This is a genomic window from Micromonospora sp. NPDC049047 (assembly GCF_040649135.1).
Taxonomy (GTDB): Bacteria; Actinomycetota; Actinomycetes; order Mycobacteriales; family Micromonosporaceae; genus Micromonospora.
In genome coordinates, this window is the sequence record NZ_JBEZEY010000009.1 from 92,638 (window position 1) to 116,085 (window position 23,448).

The 23,448-nt window shown below is 71.2% G+C and carries 28 protein-coding genes; 14 read left to right on the forward strand and 14 right to left on the reverse strand.

What is annotated here, in order from left to right:
• Positions 1–101: 101 nt before the first annotated feature.
• From pstB to AB0B86_RS16575, 7 genes are all read right to left on the reverse strand, one after another.
• Complete coding sequence (gene pstB, locus AB0B86_RS16545; RefSeq protein WP_357412880.1) at positions 102–878, reverse strand: phosphate ABC transporter ATP-binding protein PstB; 777 nt, start codon at positions 876–878, stop codon at positions 102–104.
• Between the two features lie 17 nt (positions 879–895).
• Positions 896–1,984, reverse strand: a complete 1,089-nt coding sequence (gene pstA / locus AB0B86_RS16550) for a phosphate ABC transporter permease PstA (protein ID WP_357412814.1) — start codon at positions 1,982–1,984, stop codon at positions 896–898.
• On the reverse strand, positions 1,981–3,072 hold the full coding sequence (gene pstC / locus AB0B86_RS16555) for a phosphate ABC transporter permease subunit PstC (protein ID WP_357418480.1): 1,092 nt from the start codon (positions 3,070–3,072) through the stop codon (positions 1,981–1,983). The genes pstA and pstC overlap by 4 nt, the downstream gene beginning before the upstream one ends.
• A 39-nt stretch (positions 3,073–3,111) precedes the next feature.
• The gene (gene pstS, locus AB0B86_RS16560; protein ID WP_357412818.1) at positions 3,112–4,221 is read right to left on the reverse strand and encodes a phosphate ABC transporter substrate-binding protein PstS; all 1,110 of its coding nucleotides are present in this window, start codon (positions 4,219–4,221) and stop codon (positions 3,112–3,114) included.
• A 291-nt stretch (positions 4,222–4,512) separates the two neighbouring features.
• On the reverse strand, positions 4,513–5,439 hold the full coding sequence (mshD, locus tag AB0B86_RS16565; RefSeq protein WP_357412820.1) for a mycothiol synthase: 927 nt from the start codon (positions 5,437–5,439) through the stop codon (positions 4,513–4,515).
• Positions 5,440–5,499: 60 nt separating this feature from the next.
• Positions 5,500–6,363, reverse strand: coding sequence for a polysaccharide deacetylase family protein (locus tag AB0B86_RS16570; RefSeq protein ID WP_357412822.1), 864 nt, complete (start codon positions 6,361–6,363; stop codon positions 5,500–5,502).
• 154 nt (positions 6,364–6,517) lie between these two features.
• Positions 6,518–7,237 carry a response regulator transcription factor gene (locus tag AB0B86_RS16575; RefSeq protein ID WP_184188346.1) on the reverse strand — a complete coding sequence of 240 codons (720 nt, stop codon included), beginning with the start codon at positions 7,235–7,237 and terminating at the stop codon, positions 6,518–6,520.
• 242 nt (positions 7,238–7,479) lie between these two features.
• Here AB0B86_RS16575 and AB0B86_RS16580 point away from each other — a divergent pair, with 242 nt between their 5' ends.
• The 5 genes from AB0B86_RS16580 to AB0B86_RS16600 all read left to right on the forward strand — a co-directional run bounded on the left by AB0B86_RS16580 (position 7,480) and on the right by AB0B86_RS16600 (position 10,977).
• On the forward strand, positions 7,480–8,538 hold the full coding sequence (locus AB0B86_RS16580; protein WP_357412824.1) for a hypothetical protein: 1,059 nt from the start codon (positions 7,480–7,482) through the stop codon (positions 8,536–8,538).
• Between the two features lie 104 nt (positions 8,539–8,642).
• On the forward strand, positions 8,643–9,431 hold the full coding sequence (locus AB0B86_RS16585; RefSeq protein WP_357412826.1) for a DUF2993 domain-containing protein: 789 nt from the start codon (positions 8,643–8,645) through the stop codon (positions 9,429–9,431).
• A gap of 92 nt (positions 9,432–9,523) precedes the next feature.
• Positions 9,524–9,601, forward strand: coding sequence for an Ms5788A family Cys-rich leader peptide (locus AB0B86_RS16590; protein ID WP_310503780.1), 78 nt, complete (start codon positions 9,524–9,526; stop codon positions 9,599–9,601).
• Between the two features lie 204 nt (positions 9,602–9,805).
• The gene (locus AB0B86_RS16595) at positions 9,806–10,654 is read left to right on the forward strand and encodes a sulfurtransferase (protein ID WP_030490110.1); all 849 of its coding nucleotides are present in this window, start codon (positions 9,806–9,808) and stop codon (positions 10,652–10,654) included.
• Positions 10,655–10,656: 2 nt separating this feature from the next.
• Positions 10,657–10,977, forward strand: coding sequence for a DUF1416 domain-containing protein (locus tag AB0B86_RS16600; RefSeq protein ID WP_357412829.1), 321 nt, complete (start codon positions 10,657–10,659; stop codon positions 10,975–10,977).
• A 63-nt stretch (positions 10,978–11,040) separates the two neighbouring features.
• Here AB0B86_RS16600 and AB0B86_RS16605 read toward each other — a convergent pair whose 3' ends face one another.
• Both AB0B86_RS16605 and AB0B86_RS16610 read right to left on the reverse strand, forming a co-directional pair.
• Positions 11,041–11,211, reverse strand: coding sequence for a hypothetical protein (locus tag AB0B86_RS16605; RefSeq protein WP_357412831.1), 171 nt, complete (start codon positions 11,209–11,211; stop codon positions 11,041–11,043).
• 567 nt (positions 11,212–11,778) lie between these two features.
• On the reverse strand, positions 11,779–11,964 hold the full coding sequence (locus AB0B86_RS16610; RefSeq protein WP_357412833.1) for a hypothetical protein: 186 nt from the start codon (positions 11,962–11,964) through the stop codon (positions 11,779–11,781).
• Positions 11,965–12,285: 321 nt separating this feature from the next.
• Between AB0B86_RS16610 and AB0B86_RS16615 the strand changes: the two genes are divergently transcribed.
• Positions 12,286–13,149 (forward strand): hypothetical protein, encoded by an 864-nt coding sequence (locus AB0B86_RS16615; RefSeq protein ID WP_357412835.1) that lies wholly within the window; start codon positions 12,286–12,288, stop codon positions 13,147–13,149.
• A gap of 17 nt (positions 13,150–13,166) precedes the next feature.
• On the opposite strand, the gene AB0B86_RS16620 is transcribed toward AB0B86_RS16615, so the two are convergent.
• From AB0B86_RS16620 to AB0B86_RS16630, 3 genes are all read right to left on the reverse strand, one after another.
• Positions 13,167–15,221, reverse strand: a complete 2,055-nt coding sequence (locus tag AB0B86_RS16620) for a glycogen debranching N-terminal domain-containing protein (RefSeq protein WP_357412837.1) — start codon at positions 15,219–15,221, stop codon at positions 13,167–13,169.
• Positions 15,218–15,598, reverse strand: coding sequence for an SCP2 sterol-binding domain-containing protein (locus AB0B86_RS16625; RefSeq protein ID WP_357412839.1), 381 nt, complete (start codon positions 15,596–15,598; stop codon positions 15,218–15,220). The genes AB0B86_RS16620 and AB0B86_RS16625 overlap by 4 nt, the downstream gene beginning before the upstream one ends.
• Before the next feature lie 78 nt (positions 15,599–15,676).
• Positions 15,677–16,051 (reverse strand): DsrE family protein, encoded by a 375-nt coding sequence (locus tag AB0B86_RS16630; RefSeq protein WP_357412841.1) that lies wholly within the window; start codon positions 16,049–16,051, stop codon positions 15,677–15,679.
• A 12-nt stretch (positions 16,052–16,063) separates the two neighbouring features.
• Here AB0B86_RS16630 and mtfM point away from each other — a divergent pair, with 12 nt between their 5' ends.
• Both mtfM and AB0B86_RS16640 read left to right on the forward strand, forming a co-directional pair.
• Positions 16,064–16,168, forward strand: a complete 105-nt coding sequence (mtfM, locus tag AB0B86_RS16635) for a small membrane protein MtfM (protein WP_030327764.1) — start codon at positions 16,064–16,066, stop codon at positions 16,166–16,168.
• Entirely contained in the window at positions 16,162–16,752 is a 591-nt protein-coding gene (locus AB0B86_RS16640) for an FABP family protein (RefSeq protein ID WP_357412843.1), read from the forward strand. Before mtfM ends, AB0B86_RS16640 begins: the two co-directional genes overlap by 7 nt.
• On the opposite strand, the gene AB0B86_RS16645 is transcribed toward AB0B86_RS16640, so the two are convergent.
• On the reverse strand, positions 16,753–17,631 hold the full coding sequence (locus AB0B86_RS16645; protein WP_357412845.1) for an aminotransferase class IV: 879 nt from the start codon (positions 17,629–17,631) through the stop codon (positions 16,753–16,755).
• 69 nt (positions 17,632–17,700) lie between these two features.
• Between AB0B86_RS16645 and AB0B86_RS16650 the strand changes: the two genes are divergently transcribed.
• From AB0B86_RS16650 to AB0B86_RS16665, 4 genes are all read left to right on the forward strand, one after another.
• Complete coding sequence (locus tag AB0B86_RS16650; RefSeq protein WP_357412847.1) at positions 17,701–18,129, forward strand: Fur family transcriptional regulator; 429 nt, start codon at positions 17,701–17,703, stop codon at positions 18,127–18,129.
• Positions 18,126–19,238 (forward strand): folate-binding protein, encoded by a 1,113-nt coding sequence (locus AB0B86_RS16655; RefSeq protein ID WP_357412849.1) that lies wholly within the window; start codon positions 18,126–18,128, stop codon positions 19,236–19,238. Before AB0B86_RS16650 ends, AB0B86_RS16655 begins: the two co-directional genes overlap by 4 nt.
• A gap of 23 nt (positions 19,239–19,261) precedes the next feature.
• Complete coding sequence (locus tag AB0B86_RS16660) at positions 19,262–20,089, forward strand: 3-keto-5-aminohexanoate cleavage protein (protein ID WP_357412851.1); 828 nt, start codon at positions 19,262–19,264, stop codon at positions 20,087–20,089.
• Between the two features lie 94 nt (positions 20,090–20,183).
• Positions 20,184–21,143 (forward strand): asparaginase, encoded by a 960-nt coding sequence (locus tag AB0B86_RS16665; RefSeq protein WP_357412852.1) that lies wholly within the window; start codon positions 20,184–20,186, stop codon positions 21,141–21,143.
• A 52-nt stretch (positions 21,144–21,195) separates the two neighbouring features.
• On the opposite strand, the gene AB0B86_RS16670 is transcribed toward AB0B86_RS16665, so the two are convergent.
• Positions 21,196–21,993 (reverse strand): alpha/beta hydrolase, encoded by a 798-nt coding sequence (locus tag AB0B86_RS16670; RefSeq protein WP_357412854.1) that lies wholly within the window; start codon positions 21,991–21,993, stop codon positions 21,196–21,198.
• Positions 21,994–22,104: 111 nt separating this feature from the next.
• On the opposite strand from AB0B86_RS16670, the gene AB0B86_RS16675 reads away from it, so the two are divergent.
• Together AB0B86_RS16675 and AB0B86_RS16680 are read left to right on the forward strand one after the other, a co-directional pair.
• Positions 22,105–22,722, forward strand: coding sequence for a helix-turn-helix transcriptional regulator (locus AB0B86_RS16675; RefSeq protein ID WP_357412856.1), 618 nt, complete (start codon positions 22,105–22,107; stop codon positions 22,720–22,722).
• Positions 22,719–23,399, forward strand: coding sequence for a hypothetical protein (locus tag AB0B86_RS16680; protein ID WP_357412858.1), 681 nt, complete (start codon positions 22,719–22,721; stop codon positions 23,397–23,399). Before AB0B86_RS16675 ends, AB0B86_RS16680 begins: the two co-directional genes overlap by 4 nt.
• The last annotated feature ends 49 nt before the right edge of the window (positions 23,400–23,448 follow it).

Genomic DNA, 23,448 nt, shown 5'->3' on the forward strand with positions numbered 1-23,448 from the left:
CGGGCGGGCGTGGTTGGTGGTGGTGGCGGGGGGATGGCGTGGGAAACGGCACCGGCGCCCACGCCGGGAGGGCGGGGCGCCGGTGACCGGTCGCTGTCGGCTCAGCCGAAGCGGCCGGTGATGTAGTCCTCGGTCTTCTTCACGCTCGGGTTGCTGAAGATCTTCTGGGTGTTGTCGTACTCGATCAGTCGGCCCGGGTCGCCGGTCTTCTCGATCGAGAAGAAGGCGGTCCGGTCCGACACCCGGGCGGCCTGCTGCATGTTGTGCGTCACGATGATGATCGTGAACTTGTCCTTGAGCTGGAACATCAGGTCCTCGATCGCCAGCGTGGAGATCGGGTCCAGGGCCGAGCACGGCTCGTCCATCAGGACGACCTGCGGCTCGACTGCGATGGTCCGGGCGATGCAGAGCCGCTGCTGCTGACCGCCGGAGAGGCCCGCGCCGGGCTTGCCCAGCCGGTCCTTGACCTCGCCCCACAGGTTCGCGGCGCGCAGCGCCTTCTCGGCCGCGTCCTCCAGGATCGACTTCTTGCGGACCCCGTTGAGCTTCAGCCCGGCCACCACGTTCTCGAAGATGCTCATGGTGGGGAACGGGTTCGGCCGCTGGAAGACCATGCCGATGGTGCGCCGGACCGCCGTGACGTCCACGTCCCGGTCGTAGATGTCCTGGTCGTCGATTGTCAGGCTGCCCTCGACGCGGGCGCCCGGCAGCACCTCGTGCATCCGGTTGATCGACCGCAGGAAGGTCGACTTGCCGCAACCGGATGGCCCGATCAGGGCGGTGACGGTCTTCGGCTCGATGGTCAGGTTGATGTTCTCGATCGCCTTGAACCCGCCGTAGTACGCGGTGACGTTCGAGGCTTCGACGCGCTTGGCCATTGTGGTACCTCCGGGGTTCATCGGCTGAGCCTGTTGCGACGGGCCAGCAACTTCGCCGCGATCGTCAGGATGAGCACGAGGGCGACCAGGGTGAGTGCCGCGGTCCACGCCCGTGCCGGCGAATACTTGGACGCCTCGCCGGCCTGCTGGTAGACGAAGAGGGCCAGCGACGACTGGTTGTTCTCGAAGGGGTTGAAGTTGATCGCCGCGCCACCGCCGGCGACCAGGAGCACCGGCGCGGTCTCGCCTGCCGCGCGGGCGATCGCGAGCATGACGCCGGTGACGATGCCGGGCAGTGCCGTCGGCACCACCACCCGCAGGATGGTCTTCCACTTGGGTACGCCGAGCGCGTAGGCGCCCTCGCGCAGCGGGGCCGGTACGAGGCGGAGCATCTCCTCGGTGGACCGGACGATGGTGGGCAGCATCAGGACGGCGAGGGCCAGCGCGGCGGCGAAGCCGGAGAAGCTCGGCCGGCCGTCGTTGAACCACGGCGAGACGATCAGCACCCAGAACGCCAGCACGAAGAGGCCTGTGACGATCGACGGGATACCCGTCATTACGTCCACGAAGAACCGGATCGCGAAGGCGAAGCGGCCGCGGCCGTACTCGACGATGTAGATGGCGCAGAGGATGCCGAGCGGCACGGTGATCAGGGTGGCGATGCCCACCTGCTCCAACGTGCCGATGATCGCGTGGTACGCGCCGCCGTTGGGGTCGCGGGCCCCGATGTTGTTCATCGAGCTGTTGAAGAAGTCGCCGTCCAGGCGCTCGGTGCCCTTGCTGACGAGCGTCCAGACGACCGAGGCGAGCGGCAGCACCGCGAGCACGAACGCGGAGTGGATCAGCGCGCTCCAGGTGCGGTTGCGGGCGGAGCGGCGCCCCTCGACCGCGTTGGCCGCGGCGAAGAGCCCGGCCAGGTAGAGGACCGCGCCCAGGACGATCACCAGGACCGGGCCGCCGATGCCCGCGCCGTAGACGATCACGGCGGAGAGCGCGAAAGCCGCCACGGCGATGACAGGTGCGGCGTACCAGGGCAGCCGCCGGGCCCGCAGTGACGCTGGCGGGGCCGGTGGCCGGTTGCGGTGGGAGGTGACGGTTGTGCTCATGCGGCGGACTCCGTGAACTCCCGGCGGCGGTAGATGATCGCCCGCGCGATGATGTTGACGATCAAGGTGATCGCGAACAGCACCAGGCCGGAGGCGATCAGGGCGCCCCGCCCGGTCTCGTTCGCCTCGGCGAACCGGTTGGCGATGTTGGCCGCGATGGTGTTGCCACCGGATTCGAGCAGGTTGAACGAGATGGCGTAGGTGGAACCGAGGGTCAACGCCAGCGCGATGGTCTCACCCAGCGCGCGACCCAGGCCGAGCATGACCGCGGCGATGATGCCGGGGCGGCCGTACGGCAGCACCGCGGTACGCAGCATCTCCCAGCGGGTTGCGCCCAGGGCGATGGCGGCCTCCTCGTTGGCCGTCGGCGTCTGGAGGAACACCTCGCGGGTGAGCGAGGTGACGATCGGCAGGATCATGATCGCCAGTACCAGGGAGCCGAGCAGGATCGAGTTGCCGTAGGGGCCGTCGCCGCCGAAGATCGGGATCCAGCTGAAGTACTTGTTGAGCCACACCGAGAGGTCCGACACCGGGCCGATGAGGTAGTCGCGGCCCCAGAGACCGAACACCACGCTTGGTACGGCGGCCAGCAGGTCGATCAGAAAGCCGAGGCTGTTGCCGAGCCTGCGGGGGGCGTAGTGGGACAGGTAGAGCGCGATGCCCATGGCCACCGGCACCGCCATCAGCAGCGCCAGGGCGGCGGTGAGAACGGTGCCGAAGGCGAGCGCGCCGATGCCGAACGTGGGCGGGCTGTCGTTCGGGAACCAGCCCTCGAAGGTCCAGAAGTTCGCGGAGTTGGCACATAGGGCCGGGATCGCCTTGGCGATCAGGAAGACCGCGATGGCCACGATGATGACCAACACCGTCGTTCCGGCAGCCAGGGTGAGGCCACGGAAGGCCCGCTCGGCGCCGAACTTCCGGTTTCGGGGCAGCGCGCCGCCGCCGCCGAACCCGGCGCCGCCCGGGGAACGGGTGCTGACTGGTGCCTCGGCCACACGCGCCGAGGCACCGGCGGGCCACTCGTGACTCTGGGTCACGCGCGTCCCGCCGGTGCCGGCGTCGGCCGAGCGGTGAGGGGTTTCACCCATCTGCTCGCTCGATTCGGTTGCGGAGGTGGTGGATTCGGGTCAGGAGAGGTTCTTGACCGCGGTCTCGACCTTGGTCCGGACGGTCTCCGGCAGCGGGGCGTAGCCCAGCTCGGTCAGCGAGTTCTGGCCCTCGGTGCTGGCGGCGTGGGTCAGCAGGCCCTTGACCAGCGGCAGCTTGTCGGCCGCGAGGCCCTTGCTGCAGACGATCTCGTACGTCGCCAGGACGATCGGGTACGCCCCGGCCTCCTTGGTGTTGTAGTCGATCGACAGCTTGAGGTCGTCGCCCTGGCCCTCGACCTTGGCCCCGGCGATGGTCTTGCCGGCGGACTCGGCGGTCAGCGCCGCCCACTCGCCGGCGCCGTTCTGCACCTTGGCCTTGTTCAGCCCGGAGTTCTCGGCGTACGACCACTCGACGTAGCTGATGGTGCCGACGGTGCTCTTGACCTTGCTGGCGACACCGTCGGACTTGGCGGCACCGACGCCACCCGGGGCCTTCCACGCCTTGGCGTTGCCGAAGGTCCAGTCCGCCTCGGCGGTCTTCGACAGGTACTTGGTGAAGTTGTCGGTGGTGCCCGACTCGTCCGAGCGGTGAACGGTCTGGATGGTGGCGGACGGGAGCTTGGCGTCCGGGTTGTCGGCCTTGATCGCCGGGTCGTCCCACTTGGTCACCGTGCCGGCGAAGATCTTCGCCAGGGTGGCCGGCTTGAACTGGAGGTCCTTCACGTCGCCGCCGGCGTTGTATACGACCGCGACCGGGCCGATCACCATCGGCAGGTGGATGGCCTTGCCGCCGGCGCACTTGGCGTCGGCCTGCGGCTGCTCCTCCGGCTTGAGCGCGGAGTCGGAGCCGGCGAAGTCGGCGGTCCCGGCGATGAACGCCTGGACGCCGGCACCCGATCCGGAGGACTCGTAGTTGATCGTGGTGCCCTGGCACTTCTGCTGGTACGCCTTGATCCACTCGGCCATGGCGTTCTTCTGCGCCGACGAGCCCTGGGCGTTCAGCGTGCCGGTAGCGCAGTCGACCGCGGCGGCCGAGCCCGCGGCAGTTGCGCCGGAGGCGGGCTCGTTGTTGTCCGAGCCGCATGCGCTGAGACCGAGCGTCGCGGCAAGAGCGAGGCCGGCAATAGCGCCGTACCGCTGGAGCTTCACCTGAGGGGTTTCCCTTCGCGTCTGACTTGGCGCCCCGATCCCGGGGCCCGAGGACCGGCTTTGACCGGCTGACACGAAAGTTAGAAGTGCCAGGTAGCCGGTTCGCCGGTCGCAAGTGAACGCGAGGTGAACACGTACGGCCCCCGAGGTGACCGCTTGCTGAGGGTGAGTTGTCCGGTAAGTGAACCGGGATACACCTGTCGGAAGTATGGCTATATTTCCGGTTCGGCGTTATGCCGCCGACGCCCGGCCGTTACCCGCCGGTGACCCGGTCGGCGCGCCGGCCGGCGGTCAGCCCAGGTGGTAGTTGATGTGCGCGGACCAGCGGGCGAAACCCAACCGCTCGTAGAGCGCTACCGCCCCGGCGTTCGACTCGTCCACGTAGAGCATCACCCGGTCCAGGCCGCGCTTGTCCCGCAGGTACGCCAGCCCGGCAGTGGTCAGGGCCCGGCCGAGCCCGCCGCCGTGCGCGGTCGGCTCCACGCCCAGCACGTACACCTCGCCGATCCGCGCCGATCCCGGGCGTTCGTGCACCTTGGTCCAGTGGAAGCCGAGCAGTCGACCGGTGGCGGTCTCCTCGGCGAGCAGGAAACCGGCCGGGTCGAACCACGGTTCGGCGAGGCGGACGCGCAGGTCGTCCGAGGTCCACCGCCCCTGCTCGGGGTGCTCGGCGAAAGCGCGCGAGTTGAGCGTCAGCCAGGCCGCGTCGTCCACCCCCGGCCGGAACGGGCGCAGCGCCACCCCGTCGGGCAGGCGCGGCTCGCCCAGCGGGGCGGTCAACGGCCGGCGCAGCTGCCAGAGCACCCGCGCCCGGGTGAACCCGAGATCGACGGCGAGCGCCGCGGCCGACGGGTGGTCGCCGTGAGCCCACGCCCGCAGTGGCCCGGTGGCCGAGGCGAGTACGCCCCGGGCCAACGCGCGACCGGTGCCGCGCCGCCGGTACGCGGGGTGCACCACCAGCTCGACCCCGATCCCGCCGACCGGGTCGGTGGTGTCCAGGTGCGCGTACCCGGTGAGGGTGCCGTCGTCGGCGCGGGCGATCAGGTGCAGGGCCGGGGCGTCCGGGTCACGCAGGCGGAGCAGGACGTGCTCGTCCAGCGGGTTCGCGCCGTCGGTGTCGCCCGCGGCGCTGGCGAGGGCCAGAATCTCGCCGATCTCCGCCGGTGTCGGGCGGTCGGTCCGGGTCACCTGGTCGCTTGTCGGCTCCGCGCTGCTCATTCCGCCACCGTATCCGCTGCCTGTCCGGACGCCCGGAGCGTCGCCGAGTAAAGCCGTGCCTCAGGTCGGGTCGGTGGGCAGCGCCTCCAGCTCGAACCTGCCGGTCAGGTCGGGCAGGATCCGGCGCAGCGCGTCCACGGTGCCCTGCCGGTTGCCGCCGGCGTCGTGCAGCAGCACCACCGAACCGGGTTCGGCCTGCGTCAACACGGTCGCGGTGATCTTGTTGGCGCCGGGTAGGTCCCAATCCGACGGGTCCACCGACCAGTGCAACGGGGTCATGCCGAGTTGCCGAGCCACCGACACCACGGGGTACGTCCAGGCGCCGCCCGGCTGGCGGTACCAGACGATCGGTGCGTTCGGTACCGCCGCCCGGATCGCCTGGTTGGTGCGCAGCAGGTCGGCGCGGATCGCGTCGGTCGAGCGGGTACCCAGGCTGACGTCGTGGTGCCACGAGTGGTTGCACAGGGTGTGCCCCTCGTTGACGATCGCCTGGATCAGGTCGGGGTGGTCCTGCGCGTTCTCGCCCACCACACAGAACGTGGCGTGCACGTGGTACTCGCGTAGCAGGGCGAGGACCTGTGGGGTGTAGCGCGGGTCGGGGCCGTCGTCGAAGGTGAGCGCGAGTCGTGCGGAGCCCGAGGTGGCGTGCGCGCCGAACAGCTTGTCGGTGCCCGCGTCAGGGGTCGACCCGTCCTGACCGGTCTCGGCCGGACCGGTGCGGGCACTCGGGGTGCCGCTGGGCTCGCCGCCGCTGGGCTGGTCGGCGTAGTGCGGCCCGTCGGCACTCGTCGTGGCCCCGGTGGAGTGCCCCGGAACCTGGTCGGGGACGAGACTGCGGCCCAGCGCGTACGCCGAGCCGAGCAGTGCCGCCACCACCACGGTCACGATCCCGGCCGCCCTGGCGGTCGAGTTGCCCCGCGTCACGGCGTCTGCCTGGCTGGCCGGTCAGTCCGGCCCGTTGCCCCCGTCGTCACTGCCCGCACCGCCGCCCCCTTTTCCGACAAACCCGGCAGTCAGAATAGGACTGCCAAGCCGTGCAAAAAGGGCATATGGGAAATCGCCCAGGGCTTCCCCAGGATCAGACCGGCAGCGGCGCGTGCTCTGCCTCCGCCAGCGATCGCGACGGCGGAACGACGAACTTGTAGCCGACCTGGCGGACGGTGCCGATCATCGACTCGTACTCCGAGCCGAGCTTGGCGCGCAACCGCCGGACGTGCACGTCCACGGTGCGGGTGCCGCCGAAGTAGTCGTAGCCCCAGACCTCGCGCAGGAGCTGGTCCCGGGTGAAGACCCGGCCCGGGTGCTGGGCCAGGAACTTCAACAGCTCGAACTCCTTGTAGGTGAGGTCGAGCGGTCGACCCTTCAGCTTGGCCGCGTACGTGTCCGGGTCGATGGTCAACTCGCCGGCCCGGATCGAGCCGCCCGCGCCAGCCGTCGCGTTGCTCAGCCGGCCCACCGCCAGCCGCAGCCGTGCCTCGACCTCGGCGGGGCCGGCCGAGGCGAGGATGACGTCGTCCACGCCCCAGTCCGCGTTCAACGCGATCAGACCGGCTTCGGTCACCACCGCGACAAGCGGCACGCCGAGCCCGGTGGCGTGCAACATGCGGCAGGTCGCGCGGGCCTCGCTCAACTCCGACCGGGCGTCCACCATCACCGCGTCCGGGCTGGGGCCCGCGACCAGGGTGCGAACGTCGCGCGGTGCGGTGCGCACCGAGTGCGGTAGCAGGTCGAGCGCCGGCAGCACGGCCGACGGTTCGCCGGCCCGCGCGGTCACCAACAGCAGGATCTCCACGATCACCTCCGTCCCGGCGGCGCATGGCCGCACGCGACCAGACACACTCACGAGGGAGCGCGCTGAGAAATTGCGTGGTCCCGGCGTCGCTGACGGGCGGGGTAACGGGTTGAGCGTAACCGATCGCCTCGGCCGCGCCGGTAGGCCATTTCCTGTTTGTCTACCTTGCCCCTGATCGTGGCCCAGGTTTTAACGTTGTTGAAACCCGTGACCGCCGTGTCGGGCCGCCGGTCTGGCACGATCGGGTCGTGTTTCCCTCCACGTCGCCCGAGGCCGGCCGCGAATCGTGGCCCGCCGGGCCCCACCCGGGCCCGGCCGCCACACCGACCCGCGGCCAACCGCCCGCGCCGCGTACCGGCCCGGCCACCACCGACGGCGATCGCCGCGACCGGGGTGGGCCCCGCCGGGCCCGACGGGCCGGTGAGCCGGCCCGCCGAGCCGAGGACGAGGTCGACGAGCCGGAGGAGGAGGTGATCCCCCCGGTCGAGGTGCGCCGCCAACTGGCGGTGACCATCGCCGGCTTCGCCGCGCTGCTCGGTGTCGGTCTGGTGCTCGGCGCGCAGACGTCGGGCCCCGGCCACCGCCTGCCGTTCGCGTTCATCATCTTCGGCGTCCAGTTGCTGTTCGTGCTGGCCTGGACCATGGCCATGCGACCGCCCGCGCTGCTCGTGGTGGCCGGGATCAGCGCCGCGGTCGCGGCGCTGGTCGACATCGCCGCCGTGCAGACCGACGTCGCCGGCTTGGCGCCGCTGGGCTACCTGGCTGTCGGCGGGTTCGTCGCTGCCGTGCTCGGCCAGCTCTTCCGTCGGGTCGACCGGGTCCGGGTCACCGACTCACTCGGCGCCACGCTGCTCATCGTGGTCGGGGTGGTCGCGTTCGGCACCCTGATCGTGCTCAGTCGGATCCCGGCCGGCACCCAGGCGATCACCGTCTGCCTGTCCGCCAGTGGCGTCGCGCTAACCGTCGCCCGGCTCACCGACGCCGTGCTGCCCTGGCCCCGGCTGGCTCCGCAGGTGCCCCGGGGCGCCGCCGGTGTGGTGGCCGGCGCGATGGTCGGCACGCTCACCAGTGGGCTCCTGGGCAGCTACCTGGTGGCTCCCTTCACGCCGACCCGGGCCGCCGTGATCGGCCTGGTCGCGGCGGTCACCGCCGTCCTCTCCGATCTCGCCGTGGGGTACGCGGAGGCGGGTCGGCTGATGGCCGGCGAGACGCCAACGATGTGGGTGGCCCGGCACATGCAGGGTCCACTCGGCGGCTTCGCCCTCGCGGCGCCGGCCGCGTACGCCATGTGCATGCTCCTCCTCTGAGGAACGGTTGAGCGCGGAGCGGGTCGGGTACCTACGGGTGCGCCGCCCTGCGGCGTCGGTACGAACGATCCGTCGCGGCGCGACGGGCGGAGACAGGAGGCGGCGTGGCGCAGGACAATCCGGTGGACGAGGCGCGACCCCGACGGCGTGGCCGCAAGCTGCTCATCGGGCTTGCCGTTCTGCTCCTGCTGCTGGCCGGGCTGGTGGTGGTCGCCGATCGGGTGGCGGTCGGGATCGCCGAGCGGACCATCGCCGACCGGGTGCGTCAGGAGATCGCCAAGCAGGGCGCGCAGTCGGCAGCACCCGACGTGGAGGTGGGCGGAACCCCGTTCCTCACCCAGGTCCTGAACGGTCGTTACGAGCGGATCACCATCAACCTGCGGGACGTGCAGGCCCAGGTCGAGGGTGACGCGGTTCGACTGCCGGTGCTCGATGTGACAGCCCGCAACGTGCGAGCCTCGCTCGACACCCTGCGCTCCGGCCAGGGTGACGTCGTGGCGGAGACCGTCAACGGTGCCGGCACGATCAGCTACGAGAGTCTGACCGCGCTGCTGAAGCGCCCGGGGCTCACCCTCGGCGAGCAGAACGGCAAGCTCGCCGTCAACGGCCCGGCCGACATCCTCGGTCAGAAGATCACGATCAGCGGCACCGCCGACGTCGTCGTCGCCGACAACGGCGCGGTCTCCCTGCGTTTCAACGACCTGGACGCCGCGGGTCTGCCGAACCTGCCGCTGGCCCGTACCTTCCTGAACAACTTCGCGAAGAGCATCTCCATCGACGTGCCCCTGCCCGACCTGCCGTTCCAGCTCGCCGTCCGGGAGGTCCGTCCGCTGCCGGAAGGCCTGGCGGTCACCGCCGACGCGAAGAACGTACCGATCAATTCCGCCAGCTGAGGTGCGACCCGGGCCGGACGGCGGCCCGGGGCGTTCCCGGATGGTGGTCGGCTCAGTGGCAGCACGGTCACCGGCTGGTAGGCTGCCTGCTCATGGGGACCCACCTCACCAAACGGCGCGCGGTCGACCTGTGTCGCGTGGCCACCTGCCTGTGTCGCCCCGTCATCTGACGGCGGGGCTGTCTCCGGCCGCCTGACGGCGGTCACCGGCACAGGGTTCTCGTACCCTCCGGTAATCCCACCGAACGCCCGGCAGCGGCGCCGTCGCACGAACCCGTGATCCCGTCCTTCCGCTGGGTCCCGCGCGGTGCGACAGTTACACACATCGATACTCGCGCGTTGGCTCACCATCCATCCTCACCAGGGAGTGATTCGATGAGTCGCGACACCGCACTCGTTTCGGCCGAGTGGGCCGAGAAGAACCTCGACGCCCCGGGCGTCGTCTTCGTCGAGGTCGACGAGGACACCTCGGCCTACGACACCGGCCACATCGCCGGCGCCATCAAGATTGACTGGAAGACCGACCTGCAGGACCAGGTCCGCCGGGACTTCGTCAACAAGACCCAGTTCGAGGCGTTGCTCTCCGAGCGGGGCATCAGCAACGACGACACCGTCATCCTCTACGGCGGTAACAACAACTGGTTCGCCGCGTACGCCTACTGGTACTTCAAGCTCTACGGCCACCGCGACGTCAAGCTGCTCGACGGCGGTCGCAAGAAGTGGGAGCTGGACGCCCGCCCGCTGGTCACCGACGCGGTGTCCCGCCCGGCGACCCAGTACGTCGCGCAGGAGCCGGACACCTCCATCCGGGCGTTCCGCGACGAGGTCGTCGCTGCGATCGGCACCAAGAACCTTGTCGACGTGCGCAGCCCCGACGAGTTCGCCGGCCGGCTGCTCGCCCCCGCCCACCTGCCGCAGGAGCAGGCGCAGCGGGCCGGTCACATCCCCACCGCGATCAGCGTCCCGTGGTCCAAGGCGGCGAACGAGGACGGCACCTTCCGCTCCGACGACGAGCTGCGCCGGATCTACGGCGACGCGGGCCTCGACGACGGCAAGGAGACCATCGCCTACTGCCGGATCGGTGAGCGCTCGTCGCACACCTGGTTCGTGCTCCAGGAGCTGCTGGGCCACCGCAACGTCAAGAACTACGACGGCTCCTGGACCGAGTACGGCTCCCTCGTCGGCGTGCCTGTCGCGCTCGGTGACGAACCCGGGGAGGCCTGATCATGACGCTTCCCACCGCCGCGAGTTGCGCCGCACCCGACCAGGCCGCGCCGCTGCCGGCCAGCCTGGACCTGGAGAAGGAAACAGTCATCACCGGCATCGTCCGCTCCGCCGCCGACGAGCCGGTGCCGGGCGCGTACGTCCGGCTGCTCGACTCGACGGGTGAGTTCACCGCCGAGGTGGTGACCTCGGCCGCCGGCCAGTTCCGGTTCTTCGCCGCACCGGGCTCCTGGACGCTGCGGGCCCTGTCCCGGCACGGCAACGGCGACACCGCCGTCACCGCCGGCCGGGGTGTCAACGAGGTCGCCGTCACCGTCGCCTGACCCACCGCTCTGATCGACCGGGGCCGGTCACCCGCCGTGGGTGATCGGCCCCGGTCGTTGGCGTCAGTATGCCTGCAACCTGCTGTGATTCTCGGCAGGAGCGGAGTCGGGTGGCACCACCTTGTAGTCCAGCTCCTCAAGTGCCTGAGCGGCAGTTCCCGGGGCGTCGCGCACCGCGGCGAGCAACTGGATCTGCGCCACTCTTCCCGGCCCGCGCCGACAGCGCTCCGCCACCCCGTGACCGTGTCGACGCAGAATTCCTCAACCACTGCCTGCAAGACATCCTCGACGCAGGGACGGAATCGGTGCCCGCCGAGCGGGAAGTGGAACTTTGCCAGCCTCGGCACCTCGTGTCGCCGTCGTCTGGCTTTGGGGCGCCCGCTCGGCCCGTCCTGCATCACGAAGGCGAACTCGTCGCGATGACCGTGTACGTGCAGGTGCGCGGAGGGAACGCCAGGTTGTGCCTCGCGGACGTACTCGTAGCGGAACAAGGGCGCCTTGTCGCCCTTGGCTGTCACATGGAGCCAGGAAGCCTCCACGGCCAGGTGTCTACCGCTCGAATCCAGGCAGCAGTTGAACTTGATCAGCAGGTCAAGACGGTGCTTGTTGTCGATGTACAGCGGGAAGGTGCCGAAATCGTCCCCCTCGACGATGCCGACCATGACGCGGCCGCCGTTCCTGCCGGGCATCAGGAGCGCGGACAGTCGCTTCTCTGTCCGCACCACACGGTGCAGCCGGCTGGTGATGTCATCGGCGAAGGCGCTGGCTTTGGCGATCAGGTCGGGAGAGACGGGTGCCCCGTCAGCTGTCATCGCCGAGCAGGTAGTCGATGGAGCGGACCATCTCGTAGACGCTGCGTTCCTCGGGACGAAGCTCGAAGTTGCGCCCCAGCTCGTACAGCGTCTCCTTGTCCATGTGGACGCGCTCCAGGAGCCGGGTGCGCCACTCGCGTAGCTGATCGGCGGTCTTGACGATGGCGGTGCCCATTGCTGGTCCTCTCGCCGTCGACGACGTCGCTGTTGGCGTCACTCTAGTGCCTCCCTCCGACGGCGCGGACCGCGTCCTGGATCCCCGCGTCACTGTCCACAACCATGGTTTATCGACGGCGCCGGCTCTTCGGGTGCGCTGATGTCGGCTCTATGACAGTCGGGGGAGGCCTGCGGACCCGGTTGGTCGCGCCCGGATATCACTGAATGCACCTCTGCTGTCACTTGTTGGTGAGATCGATTCATTGCACCGATCGGTATGCGCCACAATTCAGGCGGATCTGCCGCTGGCCCGGCGGCGCACGCGTGACACCATGGCCGGGTGAGCGGTGTTGTCCAGTCGGGTTGGGCCCCTTCGGAGAGTCCCGCCACGCCGGTGCCGGCCCGGCCGTGGCGGCGCTGGCTGCTGGCCGCGACAGTGGCCTGGGCCGTGCTGTTGGCCGCGCTCACCTGGATGTCGGTCCGCAGCGACCCGCCTACCGTTCGCGAGCAGCGTTCCCTCGACCAGGCCGGCCCGGTAGTCGACCGGGCGGTCGGCGAACTCGCCCGTGCGGCCGGTGCTGCCGGTCTGCTGGAGCTGAGCCCGCCGCGGATCGCGGCGGGCTGCCGGGTCACCCCGTTCGAGGAGGGGGCAAGGCTGCGCCGCGAGGTCGGCGTGCTCGCCCCCGCCGGCACCGAGCGGGCCGTGTTGGCTGGCATCGCCGATCGGCTGCCGACGAGGTGGCGGGCCGGGGTCGGCACCGGGCTGGAAGGCACGGAACTGCGCGCCGACGCGGGTGAGTTCGTGGCCGTCGAGGGACGGCCGACGGTGGACGGCCGGGTGCTGCTGCTCGTCGACACCGGATGCCGACCGGTCGGCTCCGGCTACCGGCCGGCCCAGCCGACCGCCGCCGGTCCGGAAGCCGCCGCCCTGACCGCCGCCCTGGTGGCGCTCGGCCGGCCCGGTGACGCCGCGCCCGAACTGGTCACCGCGCCCTGTCCGGGCGGCGGGTCGGCCCGCACCGTGCGGTCGGCCGGCGGTCCCGGCCCAGCCGCGTCGACGGACGCCCTCGCCCCGCTCACCGACACCACTCCACTGCTGGACCAGCCACCGGTGTACGCGTACCGCACCGGCCCGGTCACTGTGCTCGCCGAACTCGCCGCGGACGACACCCGGCTCGCCGCCACCGTCGGCTGCCCCAGCTGAGCCGGGCCGGTGCCCGGTCAGCCGTCGCCCGGCTGGTCCGATGGCTCCCGGCTGCGGCCCAGCGCGTCGACCAGGCCCCACCGGCCGGGGATGTCCAGCAGCTCGACCCGACCCATCCCCGGTGGCACGGCCGGGTCGATGATCAGGTGCTCGCCCTGCGGCTCCAACCCCAGCATTACCCGGAGCAGCAGCAGGGGGGTGCCGGTCGACCAGGCCTGCGGGCTGCACGCGGTCGGGTACTCCACCGGGTAGTCGGTGAGGTCCCGGTCGTAGCCGGCGAACGCCTCCGGCAGCTGCCCCCCGAAGTATCGGGACGCCGCCAGCAGGGTGTCGCAGAGCGTGCCCGCCTCGTCCCGAAAGCCGTACCGCCACAACCCCCAGGCGATTATCGAGTTGTCGAACGGCCAGACCGTGCCGACGTGGTAGCCGATCGGGTTGTACCGTCCCTCGTCCGCGGCGAGCGTGCGCACGCCCCACCCGGAGAACAGTCGCGGCCCGAGCAGGTGCTCGACCACCTTGCCGGCACGGGACTCGTCCACGATGCCGCTCCACAGCAGGTGCCCGATGTTCGAGGTCAACGCGTCCACCTGCCGGCCGTCGGCGTCCAACGCGACAGCGTAGTACCCGCGGTCGGCGATCCAGAAGTCACGATCGAACCGCCGTTTGAGGTCGGCGGCCTCCCGCTCCAGCCGGTCGGCGTACGCCGGGTCGTTCCAGAACGTCCGGGCCAGTCGGGCGGCGCGCATCTTCGCGTCGTACGCGTAACCCTGCAGTTCGCAGGTCGCCCGGGGAAAGCCGGGAAACCGGCCGTCGGCGTACGAGATGGCGTCCCAGGAGTCCTTCCAGCACTGGTTCTGCAGACCGGTCTGCGGGTTGCGGGTCTGGTACCAGAGGTAGCCGGTGCCGAGCAGGTCGCCGTACGTGTCGATCCACTGCACCGCCGCGCGGACGTGCGGCTCCAGCCGCCGGACCAGCGCGGAGTCGCCCGTCCAGCGCTCGTACTCGTCGATCAGGATGATGAACAGTGGTGTCGAGTCGGCCGACCCGTAGTACGGCGAATGCGGCTGCTCCTCGAAGCCGGCGGTCTCCCCGTACCGCAGTTCGTGCAGGATCTTGCCGGGTTCCTCGTCCCGGAAGTCGTCCACCCGGTGCCCCTGGAGCCCGGCCAGCATGAGGATGGTCGGTGGGACGAGTTCCGGCAGGAACGGCAGCACCTGTAGTGAGGTGATGATGCTGTCCCTGCCGAACAGGGTCATGAACCAGGGCAGTCCCGCGGCGATCAGCCGCACGCCCAGGGTGATCGACTCGTAGCGCAGGGCGGCCAGGTCGTTGAGGCTGCGCCGGTACGCCCCGGCCAGTGGCTCGCAGTCGCAGCCGAGCTTCGGTGCCCGGTCGATCAGCTCCTGCTGCTCGGCCCGGATGGCGTCCGCGCTGCGGCTGCCCCCGTACGGCAGGGTGGCCCGGATGTCCTGGCCGCGGGCCCCGTAGACGACGCTCGACACGTGCAGCCGGGTGGTCCACCTGCTGTTGCGGGCGATCCGGATCCGGAAGGTCATTCCGGTGGCGTCGACCTCCGCCGGCGTACTGGTGCTGACCACCGCCTCCCGGTGGAACGCCTCCCGCCGGTAGGCCAGCCGCAGCTCGTTCTCGGCGACCGAGATCGTGGTCTGGCCCCGCTTGCGCCGCGAATCCTTGATCTCGAACAGGTCGGCGAAGTCGGCAGCGATCTCGATCCGGAGGACGCACTCGACCTCCGCGCCGAGGTGGTTGAGCACTGTCAGTTCCTCCGCGAAGCTGCCCACGATCTCCCGGCTGCGGATCACCGACGCCTTCGCGTCCAGATAGTGCGTGGGTTCCCCGGGGGCGAGGAAGAACGTGGTGCGGTACGACTCGGCGTCGTCGACGGAGAGGGCGTGCAGCCGTTCACCGTCCAGGGTGAGCACCCACTTGGACAGGAATCGGGTGTCGAAGGAGAACAGCCCGGTGGGGAAGTCGTAGGACGGTTCGATGTCGCCCCGCCTGTCACTTACCAGGAAGGTGTTGCCGTCCAGGATGCTGACGAGTTGCCTCACGCCGGTCGTCCGGCTGCTCTACGCGCCGTCTCCCGGGGGTCGCGGGTGCCGGGCGGGTCCGGGAAGAACCGGCGGAAGGCGAGGAAGAGCACCACGTTGCCGCTGAACGTGCTCTCGTTGCGCAGCACCGCCGCGACCCCCTGGGCCTCACCCGTGACCAGTCTGTCGAAGAGGGCGGCGCTGCTGTACCAGAGGGCGTCGGCCGGCCCACGTCCGCGGGTGACCTGCACCGACCCGGGTCGCATGCGGACCAGCCAGTGCTCGGTCCGGTGGTCGTCGCCGAGGTCGATCTGGAGGGTCCCGTCGGCCAGGCCGCCGAGGATGTCGGGGGCGCGGGACGGCAGCGCTTCGAAGAACCTCTCCGTCGCCTCGGTCACATCCGAATCGTAGGCAGCCGTCCGGGATGTCGGGTCGGTATCGGCACTCCGCTCGAACCGACGAACCGGGTCGGGTGGTCAGTAGACGAGCGCCTGCGCGCCCTCGGCCATCGCCTCCTCGACGAAGACGGCGGCACCCGCGATCCGGACCCCGGGCAGCACGTCGTCCGGGCCGATCTCGCGGCGGGCCGCGCACTGGGTGCACGCGGTCACCCGACCACTTGTCAGGATGACGTGCAGCAACTCGGCGAGCGGCGCGGAGTGCGGCAGGTCGAACTGTTGGGCACGACCGGGTAGGGCGAACCAGGTCGACTCGCCGGTGAGCCAGAGCGACACGTCCACCCCGGCCGCGACCGCCGTCGCGGCTACAGTGAATGCCTGCGCGCACCGCTCCGGGGCGTCCGCCCCAGCGGTGGCCTTGACGACGAGAGTGCGGGTCATGTGGCCCAGCATAGGATGGCCGGGATGGTTACCGAGATCGGGTTTGTCAGCCTGTTGGTCGCTGGCCTGGGCGGGCTCGCCGGTGGCCTGGTCTACCTTGCGGTTCGCATTTCGAGAGGACGTTGGTGAGCGAGAACCCGCTGCAACCGCCGTGGCTGAACGCGCCGCCGGTCGAGGAGTACCCGTTCGCGGAGAGCCACGACCTGCGGGTCGGGCCGAAGTTGCACCCCGCCCTCGATGGCCTGCTGCCCTACATCGGCCTCTGGCGTGGCCGGGGCAAGGGTGGTTTCCCCACCATCGAGGATTTCGACTACGCGCAGGAGATCCGGATCAGCCACGACGGCCGACCGTTCCTGCACTACGAGTCGCGCGCCTGGATCCTGGACGAGCAGAGCAAGCCGGTCCGGCCGGCCGGCCGCGAGGTCGGCTGGTGGCGGCCGGTGCTGGTGGACGGGCGGGCGACCGACGAGCTGGAGGTGCTGCTGACCACGCCGACCGGGGTGATGGAGCTGCACCTGGGCAAGCGCACCGGCACCCAGGTGGAGTTCGCCACCGACGCGGTGGTGCGGACACCGACCGCGAAGGAGGTCACGGGCGGTAAGCGGCTCTTCGGCATCGTCGAGGGCGCGTTGCTCTACGCCCAGGAGATGGCCGCGATGGGGCACGGGCTCAGCCCACACCTCTCCGCCCGGCTCGTCCGGGTCGGCGGATGACTAGCTGGGAAAACCCAGCAGTGCCTGGAGGGCGGGGGTGCGGGGGCAGCGGGCGCGACGCACCCCGTCCAGCGTGTGGACCTCGACGGCCCCACGCACCGACGAGGTGAACCAGACGCCGTCCGCCGCGTGCAGTTCGGCCGCTGTGACCATCCGCTCGGCCGCGCGTAGCCCCAACTGGGCGGCGTGGGCGAGCAGCCAGGCCACTGTCGTGCCGGCAAGGATGCCGGTGGTGGCGGCCGGCACCGTGCAGAGCGTGTCGTCGGTGAGCCACACCACGTTGGCCCAGGGACCCTCCAGCGCGTAACCGTCGGAGGAGATCCAGAGCACGTCGTCCACGCCGGCCCGGTCGGCCCAGCGACGGGCGGCGCTGTTCACCGCGTACGACGTCGACTTGATCCCGGCCGGCAGCCAGCTCAGCCCGTTGCGGGCGGCGGCGGGCACCCCCAGCGGCAGGGTTGCCACGCTGATCCCGGCCCGCCGGGCCGCCCGGGAGGTCGCCGGCACCTCGGCCAGCGTGGCGTAGACCGTCGGCGGCCCGCCGGTCTCCGGTCCCCGGGTGCAGACCAGCCGAAGCGCCCCCTCCACAGCCACTGGCCAGCCCGCGCACGTCTGGTCGAGCAGGTCGACGAGCACCGGGGTGGGGGGCACTGCCAGGTCGACGGCGTCGGCCGCGGCGGCCAGCCGGGCCAGGTGTTCGTCACGCAGCCACGGCCGGCCCTGCCGCAGGTGCATGGTCTCGAAGAGGCCGTCACCCCGGAGTACGCCCAGGTCGTCACCGCGGAGCACGGGGTCACCGGCCGGCACCGGACCGCGCCCGAGGACGACGATCCGCGCGGTCGGATCGGCCCCGACCTTCCCGGCGGGCGACATCACCATGACCATCGAGCCTAGTGGCGGTCGATCGCGGTGCGCGGACCGACCTGGCGGCCGAACTATGATCGGACGGTGTCCGAAACCTCCCTCGCGGAAATGCTGCGGGCCCGTGGGCTGCGGCTGACGCCCCAGCGGCAGCTCGTCCTGCAGGCGGTGCTCGATCTGGGGCACGCCAGCCCGGAGCAGGTGCACACCGCCGTCCGGGAGGTCGCCGCCGGCGTCAACATCACCACCATCTATCGCACGCTTGAGCTGTTGGAACGGCTCGGCCTGGTCACCCACACACACCTGTCGCACGGCTCACCTACCTATCACGCGGCAGGTGAGCACCAACACGTCCACCTGGTCTGCCGGGAGTGCGGGGCGATCGACGAGATCGATCCGGGGCTGCTCCGGCCGCTCGCCGACGAGTTGGCCGCGCAGCGGGGGTTCCGGGTGGACATCGGGCACGTGTCACTTTTCGGCGTCTGCGTACGCTGCGAGAACGGGGACGACAAGTGATCGACATCGCGGGTGCGGTGGCCGTCGAGAGCATCGACGAGGCGAGTCGCGACCAGCCGGACCCGGCGCACGTCGCGGCCGGGGTACGCGGGGTGGCCGCGCACTACGGGGACCCGCTGCGCGAGCAGCGCACCCTCGACACCGAGGTCGGCCTGGTCGACAGGTCGCACCGGGGGGTCATCGCGGTGCCCGGGGAGGAGCGCGCCAGTTGGTTGCACACGATCACCTCGCAGCACCTGACGACGCTGTCCGCGGGTGAGGGCACCGAGCTGCTGGTGCTCTCCCCGCACGGGCACGTCGAGCAGCACGCGCTGGTGGCCGAGGATGGCGAGACGGCCTGGCTGGACACCGAGCCGGGGGCGACCGAGGGCCTGCTCGGGTACCTGGAGAAGATGCGGTTCTTCAGCCGGGTCGACCCGCGCGACGCGACCGCCGAACGGGCGTTGTTGTCGCTTGTCGGGCCGGCCGCGACGGAGGCGCTGGCCACGCTCGGCGTGACCGGGCTGGCCGCACCGGACCTGGTCGCGGTGCCCGGTCCGAAGTTCGCCGCCGGTGCCGTGCCACAGCGGGCGAGTGTTCGGTACGACGTCAAACCCCTGCCGATCGGTGGCTGGGCGCGGCGCGGCCCGCTCGGGGTGGACCTGCTGGTGCCCCGCTCCGCGATGGAGCAGGTGGTGGCCGAGTTGCGCGGCGCGGGCGTGCCGGTCGCCGGCCTGTGGGCGTACGAGGCGATCCGGGTGGCCGCCCGGCAACCGCGGGTCGGGGTGGACACCGACCACCGGACCATTCCGGCCGAGGTGGATCTGATCGGCCCGGCGGTACATCTCGACAAGGGTTGTTACCGGGGGCAGGAGACGGTGGCCCGGGTGCACAACATGGGTCGGCCGCCGCGTCGCCTCGTACTGCTGCACCTCGACGGGGTGACCACCGATCAACCGCCGACGGCCGGTACGCCGGTGACCCTCGACGGCCGGGCGGTGGGCTTCGTCGGCACCGCCGTGCTGCACCACGAGCTGGGTCAGGTGGCGCTCGCCGTGCTGAAGCGAAACGTCCCGGACGACGCCGCGCTGATGATCGGCGAGACCGCGGCGGCGATCGACCCGTCCTGAGCATGGCGTCTAGGATCGCCGGCATGACGACAGGGACGTTGATCACGGTGGCTCCGACCGGCGCGGAGTCGGCCAAGGCGGAGGTACCGGCGCTGCCGGTGACCCTCGACGAGTTGCTGCTCACGGCCAAGGAGTGCGAGGCGCTCGGCGCCGCCGTGATCCACGTCCACATCCGGGACGACGAGGCCCGGCCGACCCTCGACCCGGTGCGGCTGGCCGACACTGTGGCGGCGCTGCGGGACAGCACGGACCTGATCGTGCAGCTCTCCTCCGGCGGCGCGGTGACCGACCCGGAGGCGGCCCGGCTCGCCGTGCTCGACGCCCGGCCGGACATGGCCTCCTGCACCATGGGCACCGTCAACTTCGGCGACGACGTCTTCCTCAACCGCTGGGAGTTCATCGTCGACCTGCACACCCGGATGCAGGAGCGCGGGATCGTGCCGGAGTACGAGATCTTCGACCTCGGCCACCTGTCCGCGTTGCAGCGACTGCTCGGCAAGTACGGGCTGCCGGCCGGCGGGCACGTGCACGTCGACTTCGTGATGGGCGTGCCGGGCGGCATGCCGGGCACCACCGAGACGCTCGTCGCCGCCCACCGGATGCTGCGCGACCTGCCCGAGGGCACCACCTTCTCGGCCACCGGCGTCGGCCGCAGCACCCTGCCGGTGCTGCTTGCCGCGCTGTCGACGGGCGGGCACCTGCGGGTCGGCATGGAAGACACAGTGACGTACGCGAAGGGTCGCCCGGTGGAGTCCAACATGCAACTGGTCGCCCGCGCCGTGGGTTTCGCCCAGCTCGCGCAGCGCCCGCCGCTCACCACCACCGAGGCTCGCGAGTTGCTCGGGTTGTAAGGCCGGCCGGGTCCAGCGCTCCTGTCACCCGCGCGGAGTACCACCTGGTCACCCCGCCGACGGGCACCCCGGGACCGTCGGTACCGTCCAGCGCGTGACGAAGACGTACGAGGGTGGCGCGCCACTCGCCGAGGTGGTCCGGTCCGGGTTCGTGGAGGGCGTACACCGGGGCTCGGTGGTCGTGCTCGACGCCGCCGGGCTGCCGGTGGCGTCCGCCGGGGACGTGACGTCGCCGGTCTTTCCCCGTTCGGCGAGCAAACCGATGCAGGCGATCGGGATGCTGCGCGCCGGTCTGACGCTCGACGATCCGGCTGACCTGGCTCTGGTGTCGGCGAGCCACGCGGGTGAGGATTTCCACCTGGCCCGGGTCGGTGCGCTGCTGGAGCGGGCCGGGTTGGACGCGGAAGCGTTGCACTGCCCACCCGACCTGCCGGCGGGCGTGGCGGCCCGGGAGGCGGTGCTGCGCGCCGGTGGCGGGCCGAGCAGGGTGCAGATGAACTGCTCCGGCAAGCACAGCGGGATGCTGCTCACCTGCGCGGCCGCCGGTTGGCCGCGCGATGGTTACTGGCGGCCGGAGCACCCGTTGCAGCAGCGGCTGCGGGCGGCCATCGAGGAGTTCACGGGTGAGCCGGCGGCGGCGGTGGGCGTGGACGGCTGCGGCGCCCCGGTGCTCGCCGTGTCGCTCACCGGTCTGGCCGGGGCGTTCCTCCGGCTGGTCGACGCCGAGCCCGGCTCGGTGCCCCGCGCCGTGGCCGATGCCATGCGCGGGTACCCGGAGATCGTCGGCGGCACCCAGGCCGACGACACCCGGCTCATGCGTGGTGTCCCGGGCCTGCTGGCCAAGGTCGGTGCCGAGGGTGTGATCGCGGTGGCCCTGCCGGGCGTCGGCGCGGTCGCACTGAAGATCGACGACGGCGCCGACCGCGCCCGGATGCCGGTGCTGGTCTCCGCGCTGCGCCGGCTCGGCGTGGACGCCCCGGTGCTTACCGAGTACGCCGAGGTGCCGCTCTTCGGCGGTGGCGTCCCGGTCGGCGCGGTCCGTCCGCTCTGGTGACACAAACGGTCCGCCGGTCAGCGCCGCAGAAGCACAGCACCGCGCCGCGCGGTCAGCTCAGGAAGTCGAGCAGGGCGGCGTTCACCGGCTCGGGGCGCTCCAGCGGCAGCAGGTGGCCAGCGTCCGGCACGTCGGGTAGCCGTACCCCGTGGGGTGCCTCGGCGGCGATCCGGTCGGCGAGCCGCCTGATGTCCGGCACGTCCGCGGCGCCGGCGGTGACCAGGACCGGCACCGTCAGCTCGCCGAGACGACCGATGGCCGGCGGCGTCAGTTCACCCACCTCGACCGCGCCGAGCGCCAGTTCGGCGGCGAGGGCCCGCTGGTCCATCTCCTGGGCGAACGCGATCAGCTCGGGGGCGACGTCTGCCGGCTGGCGGGCCGGGCCGACCACCCAGAACCGCACCTCGCCTGCCGCTCCGGCGACGAAGTCGTCGGGGTCGACCTCGCCGACCAGGTTGTCCCAGAGGTCGTTCGCCTCCTCGGACCACTCGTTGCCGGAGACGGCGGTGTCGAACAGCGCGAGCGCGCTCACCCGGTCGGGGTGGGCCAGCGCGGTGTCGATGGCGACCGACCCACCGAAGGAGCAGCCGACCAGGGCGGCCCGGGGCAGGTCGAGCGCGTCCAGCAGTCCGGCCACGTCGTCGTGGTGCGCGAACGGGCTCGGCGGCAGTTCCGAGTCTCCGTAGCCGCGAAGGTCCGGCACGATCACCCGGTGCCGGGTGGCGAGCGCCGGCAACTGTCCCCGCCACATCCGTCGGTCGGCGATACCGGCGTGCAGCAGTACGACCGGCGAGCCGGTGCCGGCCTCGTCGTACGCGATGCTTGCTCCATTGACTGTGATCTTGTGCACGAACGGACCGTACGGATCGGCGAAGCGGTGTGCAAACGGACGTTGAGACCTTGCTAACTGTGGCTAGCGTTTTGCTTGCAAGAGTTAGCGCGACCGGTTAGCGTCGCTGTCATGGCCACACCCAAGGACCTTCCCGACGTCGGCGGGTTCATCCGCGATCTGCGGCACAACGCCAAGATCTCGCTGCGGCAGCTCGCCGAGCAGGCGGGGGTCAGCAACCCGTACCTCAGCCAGGTCGAACGCGGCCTGCGCAAGCCGAGCGCCGAGGTGCTTCAGCAACTGGCGAGCGCGCTGCGGGTCTCCACCCCGGCGATGTACCTGCGTGCCGGGCTGCTCGACGACAAGGAGGGCCACGGCGTGCTGGCCGCCATCGCGGTGGACACCGACCTGACGATGGCCCAGAAGCAGTCGCTCAGCCAGATCTACGAGACGTTCCGCCGGGAGAACACCCGGCTGGCCGAGGCCCAGGCCAGCGCCGAGGGCACCGGAGCGACCGGAGCGACGACCACCCCGACCGACGTCGCCGACCAGCCCGCCGACGTGGCCAACCTGGCCGCCACCGGCCCCACCACCCCGGCCGGCACCCCGACCGAAGCCGTACTCGAGTCGGTCGCCGTCACCGAGGCGGGCACCGCCCCCGCCCCGGGCAGCACCAGCACCCCCGAGAAGAAGGCCGCCGGTCCGGCGGCCCGTGAGGCCGCCACGGTGGCCGAGGAGGAGACCTCATGAGCGAGCCGAAGACCAACCGCATCCCCGCCCCGATCTACGCCGCCGCCGGCGCCGGCGAGTTGGCCATCGAGCACCTGCGCAAGCTGCCGGCAGTGGTCGGCGTCCTCGGCACCCGGGTCGTCGCCGACCTGGGCGGCCGGGCCGTGCTCACCGGCTTCGAGTTGCGGCAGAAGGCCACCGAGACGCTGCGTACCGCGAACGAGACCGCCGGGACGCTGCGCGAGCGGGCCCAGGCCGAACTGGACCTGGCCAAGCTCCGCGAGTCGGCCGACGTGGCCAAGCTGCGCGAGGCCGCCGACCTCGACAAGCTGCGCGCCGCCGCGACCCGCAACGCCATGATGGTGTACGCGGGCGCGCAGGCCGCCCAGGAGCGGGCCTACGCCGCGTACGGTGCACTTGTCGCCCGTGGCGAGCGGGTCGTCGGTGCCGGCGTGCTGGAGGCCGCCGAGACGGTCAACTCCGACATCGAGGCGACCGAGGCCGTGGCACCCGTTACCGACGCCCCGGCGAAGACCCCGGCCGAGGTGCCGACCCCGGCCGCCGTGGCCGAGATCGCCGAGGCCAAGCCGGCCGCCGTCAAGAAGGCCACCCGGGCGCCGAAGGCCACCAAGCCGGCCGCGACCCCGTCGGCGAAGCTCCCCGGCGGCACCAAGCGGACCCGCCCGGCGGCCGAGTAGTTCGCCAGGTCGACGACCCCGGCGGCGTCCTTGTCGGACGAAGCCGGGG